The organism is Actinoplanes lobatus (assembly GCF_014205215.1).
Lineage (GTDB): Bacteria > Actinomycetota > Actinomycetes > Mycobacteriales > Micromonosporaceae > Actinoplanes > Actinoplanes lobatus.
On sequence record NZ_JACHNC010000001.1, the window covers coordinates 2,272,225 to 2,290,331 of the forward strand.

At 69.7% G+C, this 18,107-nt stretch carries 21 protein-coding genes and 2 tRNA genes; 18 read left to right on the forward strand and 5 right to left on the reverse strand.

Features of this window, described 5'->3' with window-relative positions:
* Positions 1 to 84: 84 nt before the first annotated feature.
* The 9 genes from gyrA (at position 85) to BJ964_RS10425 (ending at position 6,731) form a co-directional block, all read left to right on the forward strand.
* On the forward strand, positions 85 to 2,598 hold the full coding sequence (gene gyrA, locus BJ964_RS10390) for a DNA gyrase subunit A (RefSeq protein WP_188120486.1): 2,514 nt from the start codon (positions 85 to 87) through the stop codon (positions 2,596 to 2,598).
* A 3-nt stretch (positions 2,599 to 2,601) separates the two neighbouring features.
* Positions 2,602 to 3,516, forward strand: a complete 915-nt coding sequence (locus BJ964_RS10395) for a DUF3566 domain-containing protein (protein ID WP_188120487.1) — start codon at positions 2,602 to 2,604, stop codon at positions 3,514 to 3,516.
* A 74-nt stretch (positions 3,517 to 3,590) separates the two neighbouring features.
* A tRNA-Ile gene (locus BJ964_RS10400) sits at positions 3,591 to 3,664 on the forward strand.
* Between the two features lie 97 nt (positions 3,665 to 3,761).
* Positions 3,762 to 3,890: a DLW-39 family protein gene (locus BJ964_RS47320; RefSeq protein ID WP_211304171.1), complete on the forward strand. Its 129-nt coding sequence runs from the start codon at positions 3,762 to 3,764 to the stop codon at positions 3,888 to 3,890.
* An 8-nt stretch (positions 3,891 to 3,898) separates the two neighbouring features.
* A tRNA-Ala gene (locus BJ964_RS10405) sits at positions 3,899 to 3,971 on the forward strand.
* A 113-nt stretch (positions 3,972 to 4,084) separates the two neighbouring features.
* The gene (locus tag BJ964_RS10410; RefSeq protein ID WP_188120488.1) at positions 4,085 to 4,594 is read left to right on the forward strand and encodes an RNA polymerase sigma factor; all 510 of its coding nucleotides are present in this window, start codon (positions 4,085 to 4,087) and stop codon (positions 4,592 to 4,594) included.
* A complete protein-coding gene (locus tag BJ964_RS10415; protein ID WP_188120489.1) occupies positions 4,594 to 5,406 on the forward strand; it encodes a hypothetical protein in 813 nt (270 codons plus the stop codon). Before BJ964_RS10410 ends, BJ964_RS10415 begins: the two co-directional genes overlap by 1 nt.
* A gap of 47 nt (positions 5,407 to 5,453) precedes the next feature.
* Positions 5,454 to 6,125: a DUF6461 domain-containing protein gene (locus BJ964_RS10420; RefSeq protein WP_188120490.1), complete on the forward strand. Its 672-nt coding sequence runs from the start codon at positions 5,454 to 5,456 to the stop codon at positions 6,123 to 6,125.
* Between the two features lie 93 nt (positions 6,126 to 6,218).
* Positions 6,219 to 6,731 (forward strand): NUDIX domain-containing protein, encoded by a 513-nt coding sequence (locus tag BJ964_RS10425; RefSeq protein WP_229807122.1) that lies wholly within the window; start codon positions 6,219 to 6,221, stop codon positions 6,729 to 6,731.
* On the opposite strand, the gene BJ964_RS10430 is transcribed toward BJ964_RS10425, so the two are convergent.
* Entirely contained in the window at positions 6,620 to 7,048 is a 429-nt protein-coding gene (locus BJ964_RS10430; protein ID WP_229807121.1) for a hypothetical protein, read from the reverse strand. The two genes, BJ964_RS10425 and BJ964_RS10430, sit on opposite strands and share 112 nt — an antisense overlap.
* Positions 7,049 to 7,248: 200 nt before the next feature.
* On the opposite strand from BJ964_RS10430, the gene BJ964_RS10435 reads away from it, so the two are divergent.
* From BJ964_RS10435 to BJ964_RS10445, 3 genes are read left to right on the forward strand one after another with little or no spacing between them, the layout of a single operon-like run.
* Positions 7,249 to 8,022, forward strand: coding sequence for an SDR family oxidoreductase (locus tag BJ964_RS10435; RefSeq protein ID WP_188120492.1), 774 nt, complete (start codon positions 7,249 to 7,251; stop codon positions 8,020 to 8,022).
* Position 8,023: 1 nt separating this feature from the next.
* On the forward strand, positions 8,024 to 8,476 hold the full coding sequence (locus BJ964_RS10440; protein ID WP_188120493.1) for a hypothetical protein: 453 nt from the start codon (positions 8,024 to 8,026) through the stop codon (positions 8,474 to 8,476).
* Between the two features lie 51 nt (positions 8,477 to 8,527).
* Positions 8,528 to 9,079 carry a YbaK/EbsC family protein gene (locus BJ964_RS10445; protein ID WP_188126882.1) on the forward strand — a complete coding sequence of 184 codons (552 nt, stop codon included), beginning with the start codon at positions 8,528 to 8,530 and terminating at the stop codon, positions 9,077 to 9,079.
* A gap of 29 nt (positions 9,080 to 9,108) precedes the next feature.
* Here the strand turns inward: BJ964_RS10445 and BJ964_RS10450 are convergent, their stop codons facing one another.
* The 4 genes from BJ964_RS10450 to BJ964_RS10465 all read right to left on the reverse strand — a co-directional run bounded on the left by BJ964_RS10450 (position 9,109) and on the right by BJ964_RS10465 (position 12,467).
* Complete coding sequence (locus BJ964_RS10450; protein WP_188120494.1) at positions 9,109 to 9,750, reverse strand: DsbA family oxidoreductase; 642 nt, start codon at positions 9,748 to 9,750, stop codon at positions 9,109 to 9,111.
* 1 nt (position 9,751) lies between these two features.
* On the reverse strand, positions 9,752 to 10,195 hold the full coding sequence (locus tag BJ964_RS10455; protein WP_188120495.1) for a SufE family protein: 444 nt from the start codon (positions 10,193 to 10,195) through the stop codon (positions 9,752 to 9,754).
* 116 nt (positions 10,196 to 10,311) lie between these two features.
* Positions 10,312 to 10,701: a CBS domain-containing protein gene (locus tag BJ964_RS10460; RefSeq protein WP_188120496.1), complete on the reverse strand. Its 390-nt coding sequence runs from the start codon at positions 10,699 to 10,701 to the stop codon at positions 10,312 to 10,314.
* 32 nt (positions 10,702 to 10,733) lie between these two features.
* Positions 10,734 to 12,467: a proline--tRNA ligase gene (locus tag BJ964_RS10465; protein WP_188120497.1), complete on the reverse strand. Its 1,734-nt coding sequence runs from the start codon at positions 12,465 to 12,467 to the stop codon at positions 10,734 to 10,736.
* Positions 12,468 to 12,638: 171 nt separating this feature from the next.
* On the opposite strand from BJ964_RS10465, the gene BJ964_RS10470 reads away from it, so the two are divergent.
* The 6 genes from BJ964_RS10470 to BJ964_RS10495 all read left to right on the forward strand — a co-directional run bounded on the left by BJ964_RS10470 (position 12,639) and on the right by BJ964_RS10495 (position 17,982).
* A complete protein-coding gene (locus BJ964_RS10470) occupies positions 12,639 to 13,538 on the forward strand; it encodes a sulfurtransferase (RefSeq protein WP_188120498.1) in 900 nt (299 codons plus the stop codon).
* Between the two features lie 104 nt (positions 13,539 to 13,642).
* Positions 13,643 to 14,194: an RNA polymerase sigma factor gene (locus BJ964_RS10475; protein ID WP_203832622.1), complete on the forward strand. Its 552-nt coding sequence runs from the start codon at positions 13,643 to 13,645 to the stop codon at positions 14,192 to 14,194.
* Positions 14,191 to 15,024: a cupin domain-containing protein gene (locus tag BJ964_RS10480; protein ID WP_188120500.1), complete on the forward strand. Its 834-nt coding sequence runs from the start codon at positions 14,191 to 14,193 to the stop codon at positions 15,022 to 15,024. Before BJ964_RS10475 ends, BJ964_RS10480 begins: the two co-directional genes overlap by 4 nt.
* On the forward strand, positions 15,021 to 15,881 hold the full coding sequence (locus tag BJ964_RS10485) for an ABC transporter ATP-binding protein (protein WP_188120501.1): 861 nt from the start codon (positions 15,021 to 15,023) through the stop codon (positions 15,879 to 15,881). Before BJ964_RS10480 ends, BJ964_RS10485 begins: the two co-directional genes overlap by 4 nt.
* The gene (locus BJ964_RS10490) at positions 15,878 to 17,344 is read left to right on the forward strand and encodes a hypothetical protein (protein ID WP_188120502.1); all 1,467 of its coding nucleotides are present in this window, start codon (positions 15,878 to 15,880) and stop codon (positions 17,342 to 17,344) included. The genes BJ964_RS10485 and BJ964_RS10490 overlap by 4 nt, the downstream gene beginning before the upstream one ends.
* Positions 17,341 to 17,982, forward strand: coding sequence for a hypothetical protein (locus tag BJ964_RS10495; RefSeq protein WP_188120503.1), 642 nt, complete (start codon positions 17,341 to 17,343; stop codon positions 17,980 to 17,982). The genes BJ964_RS10490 and BJ964_RS10495 overlap by 4 nt, the downstream gene beginning before the upstream one ends.
* Positions 17,983 to 18,107 lie beyond the last annotated feature (125 nt).

Below are 18,107 nucleotides of genomic sequence, written 5' to 3' on the forward strand. Positions count from 1 at the left end.
GCACCGCATTTCCACAACGTTATCCACAGCTATATGCCCGTTCTGGTCGTATTTGCGTGGCATCACCTTGAGTAAGGGTTAAAAGTGACTGACACTCCCGAGCCCCCCGACGGCGACGAGATCCAGGACGACACCGGCGGCGGTGTGACCCAGCGGGTCGAGCCGGTCGGCCTCGAGGTCGAGATGCAGCGTTCGTACCTCGACTACGCGATGAGCGTGATCGTCGGTCGCGCGCTGCCCGACGTCCGTGACGGCCTCAAGCCGGTGCACCGCAAGATCCTTTACGCGATGTACGACGCCGGCTTCCGTCCGGACCGCGGGTACGTGAAGTGCGCCCGCGTCGTCGGCGATGTGATGGGCAACTACCACCCGCACGGTGACTCGTCGATCTACGACGCCCTGGTCCGGATGGGTCAGATCTGGTCACTGCGGTACCCGCTGATCGACGGCAACGGCAACTTCGGCTCGCCGGGTAACGACCCGCCGGCCGCCATGCGGTACACCGAGTCGAAGCTGTCCCCGCTTGCCATGGAGATGCTGCGGGACATCGACGAGGACACCGTCGACATGCAGGACAACTACGACGGGCGGACCAAGGAGCCGACGATCCTGCCGGCTCGGTTCCCGAACCTGCTGGTCAACGGGTCCGAGGGCATCGCGGTCGGCATGGCCACCAAGATCCCGCCGCACAACCTGCGCGAGATCGCGGCGGCCGTGCAGTGGCAGCTCGACAACCCCGAGTCGGACGAGGCGACCGCGCTCGAGGCGATGCTCGAGATCGTGAAGGGCCCGGACTTCCCGACGTATGGCCTGATCGTCGGGCAGACGGCGATCACCGAGGCGTACCGGACCGGCCGGGGTTCCATCCGGATGCGCGCGGTGGTCGAGGTCGAGGAGGACCAGCGCGGCCGGCCCTGCCTCGTGGTGACCGAGTTGCCGTACCAGGTGAATCCGGACAACCTGGCCGAGCGGATCGCGGAACTGGTCAAGGAGGGCAAGCTCACCGGAATCGCGGACATCCGGGACGAGTCCTCCGGCCGTACCGGTATGCGCCTGATCCTCGTGCTCAAGCGCGATGCGGTCGCCAAGGTGGTGCTGAACAACCTCTACAAGCACACCCAGCTCCAGGAGACGTTCGGCGCCAACATGCTGGCGCTGGTCGACGGCGTCCCCCGCACGCTGAACCTCGCCCAGTTCATCCGCTACTACGTCGACCACCAGATCGAGGTCATCCAGCGGCGGACCGCGTTCCGGCTGCGCAAGGCCGAGGAGCGCGCGCACATCCTGCGCGGTCTGGCCAAGGCGCTGGACATGCTGGACGAGGTCATCGCCCTGATCCGGCGCTCGCCCACGGTGGAGGACTCCCGCCAGGGCCTGATGCAGTTGCTCGACGTCGACGAGGTCCAGGCGACCGCGATCCTCGACATGCAGCTGCGCCGCTTGGCCGCCCTGGAGCGGCAGCGGATCGTCGACGAGCTGGCGAAGATCGAGATCGAGATCGCCGACTTCAAGGACATCCTGGCGAAGCCGGAGCGGCAGCGGGCGATCATTTCGGATGAGCTGGCCGAGATCGTCCAGAAGTTCGGGGATGACCGGCGTACCCAGATCATCCCGTTCGACGGCGAGGTCTCCATGGAGGACCTCATCGCCCGGGAAGACGTTGTGGTGACCATCACACGTACCGGTTACGCCAAGCGCACCAAGGTCGACATGTACCGGTCGCAGAAGCGTGGCGGCAAGGGCGTGAGCGGCGCATCCCTGCGGCAGGACGACATCGTCTCGCACTTCTTCGTCATCTCGACCCACGACTGGATGCTGTTCTTCACGAACAAGGGCCGGGTCTACCGGGCGAAGGCGTACGAGCTGCCCGAGGCCAACCGGGTGGCCAAGGGTCAGCACGTCGCGAACCTGCTGGCCTTCCAGCCGGACGAGCACATCGCGCAGGTCATCCAGATCCCGAACTACCAGGTGGCGCCACACCTTGTGCTCGCCACTAAGAATGGGCTCGTGAAGAAGACCCGCCTGGAGGAATTTGACTCCAACCGCAGCGGTGGCATCATCGCCATCAACCTGCGGGAGGATGACGAATTGGTGGGCGCGGCCCTGGTGGCTTCGGAGGACGACCTGTTGCTGGTCTCCAAGAAGGCGCAGGCCATCCGGTTCAACGCCACCGACGAGGCGCTGCGCCCGATGGGGCGGGCCACGTCCGGTGTGATCGGCATGCGGTTCGGCGAGAACGACGAGCTCCTCGCGATGGAAGTCGTCCGCGAGGGTATGGATGTGTTGGTCGCCACCGATGGTGGGTATGCGAAACGCACGCCCATCGAGGAGTATCCGGTGCAGGGGCGTGGCGGTAAGGGGGTGCTGACCGCCAAGATCACGGAGCGTCGTGGTGGACTTGTCGGCGCTCTGGTGATCAGCCCGGAGGATGAACTGTTTGCCATCACCAGCAATGGTGGTGTCATCCGGACTCCCGTGAAGCCTGTACGGCGCACACGGGATCGGAACACAATGGGGGTCAAGCTGATGGACCTCCCTGAAGGTGTAACCATCGTGGCGCTTGCTCGCAATGCCGACGAGCCTGACGAACAGGACTAGTTGATGCCGGAGACACAGGCGAAGTCGGGGGGCCCGGGGAGCTCAGCGACTCCGGACGATGCGGCCAAGAAGGACGGCGCCGCCTCGAACGGTCGCGAGACCGCAGGGCGCGCCGCTGTCCCCGCCGATGCCCCGTCCGCGCCCAAGTTCACCCGCGCGCCGGGCATGGCCCCGCCGCCGGGCGAACCAGCCGCCGGCAGCAGCGACGGCGCGGACAAACGGCCGGGCGCGCAGTCCGGGGTGAAGGGGTCGGCCTCGGTGCCGGTCGTCACCAAGGGCAAGGGCGCCGCTCCTGGGACGCCCGCCGGGCGTACCCCGGGGACTGCTCCCGGCGCGAGTCCGAGCACCCCGCCGCGACCCACCACCGTGCCCGCGTCCGCGGCGCCGGTCGCTCCCGGTGCCGCTTCCGGTGCCGCGAAACAGCGGACCGGCACCGCTCCGGCCGGGCCTGCCGCCGGCGGTGCGGCAGCGGTCGGGGCCGCCCGTGTCTCGGAAGCGGTCCGTTCGGCCCGTTCGACGGTGTCGTCGGCGGCGGCGCGCGGCCCCCGTCGTGCCCGGCTGAACCTGAAGCGGATCGACCCCTGGTCGGTGATGAAGTTCTCGTTCGCCGTGTCGATCGTGCTCTTCATCGTCGTGGTGGTCGCCACCTCGGTGCTCTACCTCGCCCTGGACACCATGGGCGTGTGGAGCTCGGTCAACGGCAACCTGCAGGACCTGGTCACGGCCAGCGGCGGCAGCGAGACGTCGTCCAGTGGCACCTTCAAGATCACCGCCTGGGGCGTCATCGGAACGTCGATGCTGATCGGCGCGGTCAATGTGGTGCTCTTCACCGCGCTGGCCACGCTGAGCGCGTTCATCTACAACGTCTGCGCCGATCTGGTCGGCGGCATCGAGCTGACACTGGCCGAGCGGGACTGACGAACGCATCGGGTTGCGGGCACCCCGCTTTGGAAGCCCGCAACCCGATGCGGTAACGTTCAGTCCGCAGGTGAGGGGCTATAGCTCAGTCGGTTAGAGCGCAGAGCTGATAACTCTGAGGTCGCTGGTTCGATTCCAGCTAGCCCCACGGGTGACTGAGAGGCCCCACTCACGAAATGACGTGAGTCGGGGCCACTTGTCATTCACCGTCCTTTTCCGAGCGGTGCCTAGGGGGTAGCAGTTCAGTGCTGAAGAAGCTCCTCATCATTGCCGGTGTTGTCGGGGTCGCGGCCCTGGTGGTCAAGAAGGTCAAGGCCTCCAGTGACGAGCGTGCTCTGTGGCACGAGGCGACCACCGCTCCCGACCTGCGATAGCGGGTCACGGGGCCCTAGCTCAACTGGCAGAGCACCGCCTTTGCAAGGCGGGGGTTAGGGGTTCAAGTCCCCTGGGCTCCACACCTTTCGCGCGCCGTCCGGAACTCCGGGCGGCGTTCTTCGTTCGTGCCGCAACCGGTCGATGAGCCCGGGCGTAAACGATGTGACGGTGTCACTTCACAGGCGGGAACGGGATGCGCGACACCCAAGGATTCGATCTGTTCTACCGGGAGACCCTCACCCGGGTGATGCGGTACGCGTACGCGCTCGTCGGCGACGCGGCGGACACGCAGGACGTGGTGCAGGAGGCGTACGCCCGGGCCTGGCGCCACTGGCGCAAAGTGGCCGATCATCCGGCGCCCGAGGCCTGGGTACGGCTCACGGTCTCCCGGCTGGCCACCGACCGTTGGCGGCGCAGCGCGAAGTGGCTGAACATCCTCGCCCGCACCAGCGGACCGCCGCCGACGGTGCGGCCCCCGAACGAGGACACCGTGCTCCTCACCGCGGCGCTGAAGACCCTCCCGGTCAAGCAGCGGCAGGCGGTCGCCCTCTACTACCTGTACGACATGCCCGTCTCCCGGATCGCCGCGGAGATGGGGGTTCCCGAGAACACCGTCAAATCGTGGTTGTCGCGTGCCCGTACCACGCTGGCCGGCCTGCTGGCCGGAAGCGGTGTGGCGGCCGAGATGGTGGAGGTGCAGTGATGCCGGCCCGATTGGACGAGATGTTCACGGCGTTGAGCGTGGACGCCGACGGCACACCGATGCCGCTGGCCGCCGAGGTGCGTGGCCGGGAGAACCGGCGGGGACGGACCCGGGCCGTGGTGGCCGGCGTCGCGCTCGCGGCGGCCTTCGCCGGGGGAGCGTTCCTGGTGCAGAGGCCTGCCTCTCCGCCCGCACCGCTGCCGGTGGCCACGATGCCGCTCGCGATCCCGGATTCGGTCTTCCTACAGCCCGAGGAGATTCGGGAATCGCGTTATCCGAAGGATTCCGAGGTCGCGATGCTGCCGTCACTGTGTGGCGCGGACCTCGACGCGGCCGGGCGGATCGGGCTACGCCGTCAGGAACACATCGTGTACCGGAACCTGACCACCCCGATGAATCGCAGCTTCGACGCCTATGTCGAGCAGACGGTGACCGTTTTCGAGGGTGACGGTGCGGAGCGTTACATGGAGGCACTACGTAGCGCGGTCGCGTCGTGTCCCGGAGAGACGATCACCGATCATCTGCCGCGTGGTCCGCGCAGCACTCCGGTGCCGTCCGCCGAGCTGCGCTACCGGATGCTCGCCCCGGTCGGAGTCGGTGACGATGCCCTGCTGATCGAACAGATCGAGCCGCTCATCGCGCAGTCGACGAACCGTGAGATCAAGGCCACCGACCGGATCGCCGCGTTCCGGGTCGGCGACACCGTGGTCACTATGGACTTCAACGCGACGCAGATCACTCCGGTGGTCGATGAGGCGAACATGGAACGCCTGATCCGCGCCGCTCATCGACGGTTGGTCGATTGGCGTTAACCGGTAGGCGGGCGCGAGACTTACACAACCTTTGATCTACTGGCGCGGTGAATCGCCGCTCCGCCCTTCTCCTGTTCGCACTCTCCGGCCTGTCCGGCTGTGGTAGCCCCGGTTTCGCCGACCCTCTTCCGTCGGCCGGTCCGGACGTCGACCTCGGCTGGCCGGCCCGGAGCGCCGACCTCACCCACGGGTTCTGCTTCACCCTGGTTCGGGGCATCAAGCCGTACGCCCTGATCGAGCGGCTCGGTGGTGACGAACTGGAGCGGGTCGAGTGGCACCGGGTCGTCGGCCCCGGGGACGGGGAGACGGGCGACCCGAAGCGGTTCTTCGTCGGGATCGCCAGCGCCGGCGACTGGTCGATCCTGGTGGAGGACAACGGGTCGCTCGGTGTCACCTCGCAGATCGTGGAGCCGCTGTCGGCGGACGGCGGGGAGGTCGTCGCCTACCGGGGAGGTGGGGGCGGGCCCGGCCGGCTCATGGTCTTCCGGGACGGGAACCTCGCTCTGGACCTCGACACGGCGGTACCGGAACGGGCCGGGGGCGGTGGGCTGGACGAGTTCCGGCCCGAGCTGACCACGGCCGGGCTTCTCGGAGGTGGCGGCGTGACGGATCCCACGGGTGCGGCGCTCGGCTTCATGGCCCGGCACACCGGCATCGCGTTGACCTCGCAGCTTCTGCGGGACCGTACATATCTGCTGGTCACCGTTCCGAAGCCGTAGGTGTGCATTTGCCCGGTCTTGGGCTGTGCCGGTTATCCACAGAGGAATGAATGAGCCCTGCGGCGCACAGGCCCGGCGGTTAGCCTGCATGGCGTGGACGAACGAAGACGGGCCGCCGCCGTGATCGTGCGGGACGGCCGTGTGCTGATGGTGCACGAGCGCAGCCGGCGATCCGGTGGCGGCGAGTGGTGGACCCTTCCCGGCGGCGGCCTGCGTCCAGGGGAGACAGCCGAGGAGGCGGTGCGGCGCGAGGTGTTCGAGGAGACCGGCCTCGTCGTCAGCGACGCCCGCTATGTGCTGGAGATGCCCTACCCGTCCGGCATGACCTCGGTCTTCGCGGTCAGTGTCGCGGACGGCGAGCCACGTGTCGGGCGCGATGACGGCTCCGGCCCGGAGCAGCTCGGTGTCGACTGGCTGCCAGTTCCCGAGTTGCCGATCGAGACCAACGGGGTGCCGGTTCCGCCGTTGATGGTGGTGCTGCCGACGCTCGCCGGTCAGACCGTGGGGGTCGAGTCCGCCACCGGGGCGTCCTCCGGCTCCGCCGACGGTGCGGGCACCGGGAAGAACAGGGCCGTCACGGCGCGGCGCCGCTCCACCACGAAGTAGACGCAGGCGGCGGTGTAGCCCACGGCCAGGAAGCTGCCGAGTATGCGTACCGGCAGGGACATGAACGGGGCACAGCTCGCGGCGACGGCGGTCAGTGCCCAGATCGCCAGCAGTACGGCGTTGACCGTGTCCGTCCAGTACCAGGCGACCTGGGACCGGCGACGAGCTTGACGTCGGAGCTCCACCACCAGGGCGTGCGCCATCATCGCCGCCAGCAGACCCAGCAGCAGGGTGGCGAAGAGCGAATGATGGCCGCCGCCGATGGAAACGGACGCGGTGGCGCCGGTCAGTAGGGCGAGCCCACTGACAGTCCCCACGCGGGCCTTTCGGCGGTCCTCCACAATCCTTGTGGTCGGCATGATCCGGCCGGAACTGAGGGCATCCCGGAAAACAGGCCTTCGTGGTCCGCGAATCCGCGTACGTCTGAAGTGGTTTGGGTCTATTGTCCGTCCGCATCGTGTTCGAGGGCACGTCACGATGCCGGGCGATGGTTCGTCCCTCCCACATGAGTGACTCGATGACAGTGCTGGTGACCGGGGCGAGCGGCACACTCGGAACGGTGGTGGTGCCCGCCCTGACGGCCGCCGGCCACCGGGTGCGGCCGATGAGCCGGCGGGCGCGGCCGGGATGGGTGGCCGCCGACCTGGCGAGCGGAGGCGGCCTCGGCGACGCCGTGCGCGGTGCCGACGCGATCGTGCACCTGGCCTCGGCGCCGGGCCGCCGGCAGCGGGAGACGGACGTGGAGGGCACGCGACGGCTTCTCGCCGCGGCGGCCGGGGCGGGGGTGCGGCACGCGCTGTACGTGTCGATCGTCGGGATCGACCGGGTGCCACTCGGCTACTACCGCACCAAGCTCGCCACCGAGGCCGTGGTCCGCGACTCCGGCGTGCCGTTCACGATCCTGCGGGCCACCCAGTTCCCCTCGCTGGTCGACACCCTCTTCACCACGTCGAGCCGGCTGGGCCCGCTCGTCGTCGACCCGGGGCTTCGGGTGCAGCCGGTGCACGTCCAGGACGTGGCGGCGCGGATCGTGGGTCTCCTCGGTGAACCGGCCATCGGACAGGCCGCCGAAGTGGCGGGGCCCCAGGTGCTGACCTTCGGGGAGATGGCCCGTCCCTGGCTCGCGGCGCGTGGCAGTAGGCGGCCGGTCTGGCCGGTACGGCTGCCGGGTGCTCTGGCCCGGACGGTTCGGGAGGGCGGCCTGGTCGGGACAGGCGGATCCACGGGTACGCGTACCTGGGACGACTACCTGGCCGAGCGCTACGGGAACACCGGATGCGAACCTGTGTGACGTGGACGAGGCGATGGAACGGATCGATGCGGCCTGGGAGTGGTGGGCGGCCGCGATCGACGAATCCCAGGAGGGGCGCTGGGTCCGCGACACCGTGGAGAGGCGGGTGCTGGCGGACATCACGGTCGCTACCCAATGTCTGCACGGCGGCCGGTTACCGCCGTTTACCGACGACCCGTTGGGCGTACGGGTGGGGCGTATAGCGACCTGGGCCGGCGTCCTTCGCTTGGCTGCCCGGGCCGGCGGCTGGACCCTGTCGCCTGTGCTCGGGCACCGTCCACCGCATCCGGCGCGTATGCCGGAACTGTTGTCCGGCATCTATGCGGTCGCTGAGTGGGGTGAGGTCTGGCTGGGGCGGCCAGACACTCCTTCGGAGCGGGCCGTCGCGGCTGTCGAGCACTTTCTGGCCGGGCCCGGGTCGATGGAGGACCTCGAGTCGTTCTTCTACGACTGAGGCGCACCCCGCCGCGTTGTGATCGATTGACTGGGCAAGGATGGCGTCATGATGGGAAGCCTGCGGACCGAAATCGCTCAGACCCGGCCGGATCTGCTCGCGTCGGCTGTGGCCGAGGCGCTGACGGTCTGGCCGGCTGAGGCGCCGATCGACGCCGATCAGGTGCTGGTCGCGCCGATCGACCCGGGGCTGGCGGACACGGCGGCTTTCTGCGAGGCGTACGGGGTGCGGCTGGCCGAGTCCGCCAACTGCGTGATCGTGGCCGGGCGCCGGGGCGAGGTCACCCGCTATGCGGCCTGCATCATCCTCGCGACCACGCGCGCCGACGTGAACGGCGTGGTCCGGCGGCACCTGGATGTACGGAAGGCCAGCTTCGCGCCGATGGACGACGCCGTGGCGCTGACCGGGATGGAGTACGGCGGGATCACCCCGATCGGGCTGCCCGCCTCGTGGCCGATTCTGGTCGACGCCCGTGTGGCCGCCACTCCGCACGTGATCATCGGCTCCGGTGTCCGGCACAGCAAGATCGCCATTGCCGGCCCAGCCCTCGGCGCCCTACCAGGCGCCGAGGTGATCGATGGCCTGGCCCGCGAGGCGATGTGACCGTTATCGATATTGTTTCACGTGAAACGTCATAGACCGGTGTTGACGTCTGCCCGGCGGGCGATCTCCGCGAAGGCGGCGACCAGCGTCTCTGTCTCCTGAGCGCCCTGCACCTGGTATTTGCCGTCGATCACGAAGTTCGGGACGCTGCTGATGCGAAGCGCGCGCGCCTCTTCGATGTCGATCCGTACCGCCTTGGAGCCGGCGTCCGACTCCAGGTAGGTGAGCGCGGCGGTGCCGTCCAGGCCGATCAAGCCGGCGACCGCGGCCAGAGCGGGAAGCGAGCCGATGTCGATGCCGTCGGTGAAGTGCGCCCGCTGGAGCGCGTCCAGCATGTCCGCTTGGCGGTCCTGTGTCTGCGCCCAGGCGATCAGCCGGTGCGCCGCGAAGGTGTTGGCCGCGATCGCCCGGTCGAAGTCCAGGTTCAGGCCCTCACTGGCACCGATCGCGGTGACCTGCGCGAAAATCTGCTCGGCGCGGGCCGGTCCGCCGAACTTCTCCGTCATCACCTGCTTGATCGGCAGGGGAGCCGGCACCGGGGCGGGGTCCAGTTGATAGGCCCGATAGGTGACCGTGGCGGGGCCGTCGAATGCGTCCAGGGCGTTCTCCAGCCGCCGCTTCCCGATGTAGCACCACGGGCAGACCACATCGGACCAAACCTGAATATCCACGTCACTCCGTTTCGACCGGGGTCGCCTGGGCGGCGACCTGGCGCTTGAGACGGGCCAGAATGGCGGTCCCGCCGCGGACCCGCAACGGGCTGATCGCTTGGGCCAGCCCCATCCGGCCATAGAGATCATCGGGTACGGCGAGGATCTCCCCGGTGCTCGCCCCCGCCAGACCCTCGGCCAGGATGCCGGCGAACGCCCGGGTGGTCGGTGCCTCCGGTGGGCAGTCGAAGTGGGCCACCACGGTGTCGTCCGGCTGCACCACCGCCTTCAGGAAGAACGCGGTCTGGCACTCCGGAACCTGCTCCATGCCCTCGTGCCCGGCCAGGTCCGCGGGCAGTGGCGGAACGGCGTCGGCGAACTCCAGCAGCATCTCGAGCACGACCTCGCGTGGGGCCGAGGCGAACTCGTCGACGATCTCGGCCAGCTTCGGTGGCATGTCAGTCACGCCATCGACCCTAACGCGCTGATCAGAGTGACCCGCTGTCGTGCGCCCGGGCCTTGGCGCCGGCGGATCGGGAGCCGGTCAGGCGGCGGCCGAGGTGGGCAGCAGGGCGATGTCGCTCAGGCGGCGGCCGAGGTGGGCAGCAGGGCGATGTCGCTCAGGCTCAGGATCCCGACCAGATTGCGGTCGGCGTCACAGACCAGCAGGCGGCGGACGCCCCGCTCCCGCATGGCCTGCACCGCCTCCTCCACCGAGGCGTTCTGCTCGACCATGAGCAACTCCCGGGTGGCGATCGCACCGAGCGTCGTGGTGGCCGGTGGCAGGTTTTCCGCGATGGCGCGGATCACGATGTCCCGGTCGGTGACGATGCCCGTCATGGTCGGGCCGCTGGTCACCACCACATCGCCGATGCCCCGGTCGCGCATGGCCTGGGCGGCCTCGTCGAGCGGGGTGTCCTCTGGCAGATAGACCACCTCACGGGTCATCGCATCCGCGACCAGCCTGACCATGCCACCACCCTTCCGCTGCCGGTATCTCATGGTTACCCGGCCTCCGCCGTGATCACACCCGCCACATCCACAAGGGGCACTTCCTGCCGGTCCTGACTTCGCCGGTCGCGCACTTCCACGTACCCCTCCGAAAGACGGCGGCCGACCACGACGGACCGTGGGATGCCGATGAGCTCGGCATCGGTGAATTTGACGCCCGCCGACACGTTGGGCCGGTCGTCGACGAGCACCCGCAGGCCGGCCCGGGAAAGCGTGGCCCCGAGCGTGAGGGCCGCCTCGACCTGGCCGTCCTTGCCGGCCGCGACGATGTGCACGTCGGCCGGGGCGATCGCTGAGGGCCAGACCAGGCCCCGATCGTCGTGGTGCTGCTCGGCGATCGCCGCCACCGCCCGGGACAGGCCGATGCCGTAGCAGCCCATGGTGGGCCGCACCGGTTTGCCGTCGGCGCCGAGCACGTCGACCTTGAACGCGTCGGTGTAGCGCCGGCCGAGCTGGAAAATGTGCCCGATCTCGATGCCCCGGCGCATGGTCAGTCTGCCGTCGTCGCAGGCCGGGCAGGGATCGCCGGGCCGCACCACGGCCGCCTCGATGACGCCGTCCGGCGTGAAGTCGCGGCCCGCCACCACGTCGGTCGCGTGCTTGCCGGGCTCGTTGGCGCCGGTCAGCCAGGCCGTGCCGGTCGCGACACGGGGATCGGCCAGATACCGGATTTTGATGCCCTGCGGGCCGATGTAGCCCTTGACCAGGTCGGGCCGCGACGCGAAGTCGTCGAAGAGGACCGCGGTGGCCGGCGCCAGGACGGCGTTGAGCCGCTTGAGATCGACGTCACGGTCGCCGGGCAGGCCGATCGCCAGCAGCTCCGGCTCGCGGCCCGGGTGCTGAACGGTGACCACCACGTTCTTCAACGTGTCGGCGGCAGTCCAGTCGGTGCGCCCGCCGAGCGCCCGCTCGTTGGCCAGATCGACCAGCGACGCGATCGTCGGCGTCTCGGGAGTGTCGTGCACCGCCATGGCCGGGGCGGTCCGCTGTCGCACGGTGGGCGCCGGAGTGGTCACGGCCTCGGTGTTGGCCGCGTAGTCGCACGCGGTGCAGCCGACGTAGGTGTCCTCCCCGACCTCGGCCGCGGCCAGGAACTCCTCGGATGCCGAGCCGCCCATCGCGCCGGAGGTGGCCGCGACGACCGTGTGCTCCAACCCGAGCCGGCTGAAGATTCGTCGGTAGGCGGCGCGCATCCGTTCATACGCCTCCGCGAGCCCCGCGTCGGTGAGGTCGAACGAATAGGCGTCCTTCATCAGGAACTCGCGACCGCGCAGCAGGCCACCGCGGGGACGGGCCTCGTCCCGGAACTTGGTCTGGATCTGGAACAGGATCAGGGGGAAGTCCCGATACGACCCGGTCATCTCCTGCACCAGCAGGGTGAACATCTCCTCGTGGGTGGGCGCGAGCAGATGGTCGGCCCCGCGCCGGTCCTTGAGGGTGAAGATGTCGTCGCCGTACTCCGTCCAACGGCCACTGGTCTCGTAGGGCTCGCGGGGCAGCAGTGCGGGGAACGAGACCTCCTGCCCGCCGGCCGCGAACATCTCCTCCTGCACCACGGCGGTGACGCGGTCCAGCACGAGCTTGCCGAGTGGCAGCCAGGTGTAGCCGCCCGGAGCGGCGCGACGGACGAACCCAGCGCGCACGAGGAGGCGGTGACTCGGCACCTCCGCGTCCGCCGGCTCCTCACGCAGGGTCTTGAGCAGCAAGGTGGACATCCGAAGCAGCATGCAGGCGAGCTTAGGGACCGGGTACGACGAAAACATCCGGTTATCTCGTTGTCACCGGCATCACGTTGTGTTGGTCCCCCGCACGTGGCGGTGGCGAGCGGTGACAGCCATGCCCTCACAGCCGTGCCAAGCCCGCACGATCAGGTTGCAGCAGGCGCTAGCGTGACAGGCATGTCCGTACCGAACGATCCGGCGCAGGCGCTGCAGGCGTACGCGCATCCCGACAAATTGGTCACCACCGAGTGGCTCGCCGCGAATCTGGACACCCCCGGCCTGGTCGTCGTCGAGTCGGACGAGGACGTGCTGCTCTACGACACCGGCCACATCCCCGGCGCGGTCAAGGTCGACTGGCACCTGGAGCTGAACGACCAGGTCAGCCGGGACTACCTGGACCCGGCGGCCTTCGCGGCTCTCTGTGCGGCCAAGGGCATCGGCCGTGACGACACGATCGTCTTCTACGGCGACAACTTCAACTGGTGGGCGGCGTACGCGCTGTGGGTCTTCGGTCTGTTCGGCCACCGCGACGTGCGGCTGCTCGACGGCGGCCGGCAGAAGTGGGTGGCCGAGGGCCGTTCGGTGACCCGGGAGAAGACCGTCCGCCCGGCCGCCGACTACCCGGTTCCGGTGCGTAACGACGCCGAGATCCGCGCTTTCCGCGACCAGGTGATGGGTCACATCGCCAGCGGGCGGCCGCTGGTCGACGTGCGCTCCCCCCAGGAGTACACCGGCGAGCTGACCCACATGGAGGCGTACCCCCAGGAGGGCGCTCTGCGGGGCGGCCACATCCCGGGCGCGGTGAGCAAGCCGTGGAAGTCCGCGGCCAACGACGACGGCACGTTCAAGTCGCACGACGATCTCGTCAAGATCTATCGCGACGAGCTGGGCCTGGAGCCGGCGGACGACATCATCGCCTACTGCCGTATCGGTGAGCGGTCCAGCCACACCTGGTTCGTGCTGCGACACCTGCTCGGCTACCCGCAGGTGCGCAACTACGACGGTTCCTGGACCGAGTGGGGAAACCTGGTCCGGGCGCCGATCGCCAAGGGCACGGAGCCCGGCGGCCTCAGCTGATCCACCCGGAAACGGCGCTGCCGAACGGCGGCGCCGTTTTCTCGTGAACCAAATCCGCGGCCATCGGCGATAGTCCAGATGTGCGACGGAGAAGACTTCGACCGGTGCCGCCGGTCAGCGAGCAGAGCAGCGATGCTGACCTGCTGCGCGCCATCGCCGACGGGCAGACCGCGGCGCTGCGCCTGCTGCACCACCGGCATGCCGGCTGGCTGCGAGCCCGGCTTCGCCGGCGCTGTGCCGACGCCGATGTGGTCGATGCCGCGATCCAGGACACGTTCGTCGCGGTCTGGGGTGACGCCCGACGCTACGAGGAGATGCACGCCGACGCGGCCGCCTGGCTCTGGACCATCGCCGTTCGGCGCCTGGTCTCGGCCCTCCGCGGTCCGGCGCACCGTTGGTTGAGCAGCGGCTCCGGCGAGCTGCCGGACACCGCCGTCACACCCTCCGCCGAGGAGCTGGTCCTGCTCGGCGTCGAGCACGGCGCCCTGGGCCCGGCTCTGGACCGGTTGTCCCCCGAGTTGCGCCACCTGATCGAGGCCACCGCGCTGGACGGGCTCACCGTCCGGGAGGCGGCGAAGCTGCTCGGCATCCCGGAGGGCACCGCCAAGACCCGGCTGATGCGGGCCCGGAGCAGGTTGAGGGAGCTGCTGACATGAGCGAGTGGCATATCGACCCGGAGCTTCTCGAGCAGTACGAGCAGGGCGTTCTCAATCCGAGCCGGGTCATGGCGGTGGAGGCGCACATGTCGGCCTGCGCCACGTGCCGCGGCCGGATTCCGGTCGACATCACCTGGCTGACCGGCAACTGGTCGATCGTCTTCGACAACATCCACGCGCCGCAGGCCGGTCCCGTCCAGCGGTTCCTGACCCGCGTGGGCCTGCCCGAGCACCGGTTCCGGCTGCTCACCGCGACCCCGGCGCTGCGCTGGTCGTGGCTGATCGCCACGGTGTCGGTCGTCGTCCTCGCGGTGATCGCGGCCTCCCTGGCCGCAGCCGGCGACACCGGCGGGGCGAGCCGGTTGTTCCTGATCCTCGCCCCGGTCCTGCCGGTGGTCGCGGTCTCCGGCGCCTACGGTTCGGGCATCGACCCGATGCACGAGATCACCGGGACCACACCGTCGGCCGGCCCGGCCCTGGTGCTGTGGCGGGCGATCTCGGTGATCGGCGCCGCCACGGCGCTGGCCGGCGTCGCCGGGCTCCTGCTGCCCGGTCCGGGGTGGTATGCGGCTGCCTGGCTGCTGCCCGCGTTGCTGCTCTGCACCGGCACGCTCGCGCTGGCCACGGTCTGGTCCCTCCAAGCCGCGGCGGTCGCGCTCGGCGGTCTCTGGCTCACCGGGGTGTCCTGGGTGCTCGGCGCCCGGTCCGAGGTCTTCGTCCCGCTCGTGTTCGGCCCGATCGCGCAGTTCGTCTACCTCGCCGCGGCGGCCGCCGCCGTGGCCGTCCTGATCCGGCGGCGACGCCACTTCGACCTGGGGGAGAGCCGATGACCACGGTCACCGTGCAGGGAGTGTCCAAACAGTACGGATCGCTGACCGCGCTCGACGGCGTCGACCTGGAGATCGGGGTCGGCGTGACCGGCCTGCTGGGGCCGAACGGCGCGGGCAAGAGCACCCTGCTGCGCTGTCTGGCCACGGCGCTCGGTCCGGACAGCGGTTCGATCCGGGTGCGCGGGTTCGATCCGGCCGTGCCCGCGGAGCGCACCGAGGTGCGGCGCCGGATCGGTTACCTCCCGCAGAATCCGGGTCTCTATCCCAACTTCACGGCGTACGACCTGCTCGATTACGTCGCCGTGCTGAAGGAGATGACCGACACGCGGCAGCGGCGCGCCGAGGTCCGGCGGGTGCTCGACGAGGTGGAGCTCACCGACCGGGCGAAGACGAAGGTGCGCAAGCTCTCCGGCGGCATGCGGCAGCGGCTCGGCCTCGCCCAGGCGCTGCTCGGCGACCCGGAGCTGTTGATCCTGGACGAGCCGACGGTCGGCCTCGATCCTGAGCAGCGGATGCTCTTCCGCGCGCTGATCTCACGCATCGGCGAGCGCCGGACCGTGCTGCTCTCGACGCACCAGACCGAGGACGTCGGGGCGCTCTGCGAGCGGGTCGTGGTGATGAGCGGTGGCCGGGTGGTCTTCGAGGGCAGCCCACGCGAACTGGCCGGCGTCGCCGACGGACAGGTGTGGTTGTCCGAGTCGCCACCGCAGGGAAATGCGGCGTATTGGCGCAATGCGGACGGGCTCTACCGGACCATCGGGCAGCAGCCGGACGGCGCCGAGGCGACCCGGCCGTCCATCGAGGACGGATATCTCATGCTGTTGGGCCGGGCGGCGATCGCCGAGGTGGTCCGGTGACGATCACCATCGAGCGGACCGAGCGCCCGGCCCCGTCCCCGCGGATGGCGACCATCGCGCTGGGCCGGGCCGAGGCTCGCCGGGTCTGGCGCAGCCCTTTCCTCTGGACCGGGCTGGTGTTGTCCATCGTCTCGGGCCTGGCCTGGTCCTGGACCCGGCTGCCGACCTGGGAGACGTTCCACGAGAACAGCGGCATGGCCGCCGTGGTGCTGGCCGCCGCATTGCTGATCACCGCTCAGATGGCGGTCGCCCGCGACCACCGGGCCCAGACCGTGGAGACCATGCGCACGATGCCCACCGGTCCCGGCCGGCGCAGTCTCGGGCAGCTCGCGGTGGTGCCGATCGCGGCCCTCGCCGGGCTCGTCCTCTATGCGGCGATCCTGCTGCTCCTGCTGCCGACCTGGCCGGTCGGGCGATTCGAGCCCTGGGCGGCCGTCGTGGTGGTCGTCATCCCACCGATCGGGGCGGCGATCGGCCTGGCGGCCGGTCGGCTCCTGCCCGCCGCCGTGACCGGGCCGCTCGCCGTGGTCGCCATCTTCCTGGCCCTCTCGGTGCCGTTCGTCTTCGTGGACAGTGCGGACATCAGCTTCTGGCCGGTCACCTTCGTCGAGTGGGACTTCGGATACCGCTACCCACACGGATGGCATCTGCTCTACCTCGCCGGCCTGCTGGTTTCGGTCGTCGCCCTGGCGTCCTGGCCGGCCGCCCGCCGGGCGTCGGTGGCGATCGCGGCCGTGTCCGTGGTGTTCGCCGGCTACGCCGTTCAGCACGAGGCGGCGATCACCCCTGACTTCATCGACACGGAGGCGGCGCTGCGCCGGACCGCCCCGGAGATGCTCGACTGCCGGGTCCATGCCGAGGTGCGTTACTGCGCCCTGCCCGGATACGCGCCGTGGATCGAGTACTGGCGAGACGCCGTCGAGCCGGTCGCGGCCCTTCTCCCACCGGGCGCACGGCGCCCCTCCATCCGGCAGATCGCCGCCATGGACGACATGAAGCCGATGACTCCCGGCTATCCCGAAATGATCATCTCGGACAGCTGGGGGCGGATCGGAGGCTGGGCCGAGGACTCACGGCGCAGGATGGCCCGCGATTACGTGTCGGCCGGCATCGGGATCCTCACCCGCGAGCCCATGACGTGGCTTCCCTGCGACGCGTCGGGCCAGCACCGGACGGTCGTCGGCCTGTGGATGCTGGGCCGGGCCGCACCGGGTGAAGGCTGGACGCTGCCCCGGACCCGGTACGGGCAGGCCGAGATCCAGGCCGCGGAGAGCCTGCTGGCCATGCCGCAGGACCGGGTGGCGAGTTACCTCGCCGAGCACTGGTCCGAGGTGCTCGACCCGTCATCGACCGCCCTGGCCGGGCTCGGCGTGACCCTTACGCCGCCGCCGATCCCCACCGAACCGCCGGCTTTGCCGGCCGACGGCACGATGGCCCCGGAGGACCGTGGGGTCTGCACGTGACCCGGCCCCTGACCCTGCATCTGATCCGGGCTGTGCCGTGGTGGCCCTTCGCTGCGGCGGTGGTGCTGGCCGTCGTGGCCCAGCTCCCGGTGCTCCTGAACGACCCGCCACCCGCCATGATCGTGATCGACCTGCGGATCGCGGCGGCCGTGCTCGGCGCCGCGGCGGGGTTCGCGTTGCCGGATCTGATGGCGTCCACAGTGATCAGTCCGCTGCCGCGATGGCGGCGGCAGTGGGTGCGGATCGCTCTGCTGCTGGTGCCGTCCGTCCTGGTCTGGGCCCTGCTCTGCCTCGCCGTCCGGAATGCGGCCGGCCCGGCCGCGACCTGGCCGCACGGGTTCGTGATCCTCCAGGCGGCGGTGTGCGGGCTGTTGCCGGTCGCGGCCGCCGCGGTCGGCGCCCGCTACCGGGACGACACGACCGGTGCGCTCATCGGCCCCGCCGTGCAGGGGGTTGTCCTGGTGGTGAGCCTGTTCCTCACCGATCGCAGCTCGCCCTGGCTGCTCCCGATGGACGGGGTGTGGACCACGGCCCAGCGTTCCTGGCCGATTGCCCTGGCGTTGATCCTGGTCACGCTCCTGGTCGCCAATAGGGAGACACCGGGGCGACGCCAGCGTCGTTGGCGACGCCCTGCCTGACGGCTCGGCCGGTGGGTGGGAAGCGCTGATCGCGACGTTGGATCGTGCCGGAGGCCGGTCCAACGGGGGCCGTCGCGATCAGTGCGACTCACCGAGCGATATCGGTCTGATTTTGTCGTAGGTAA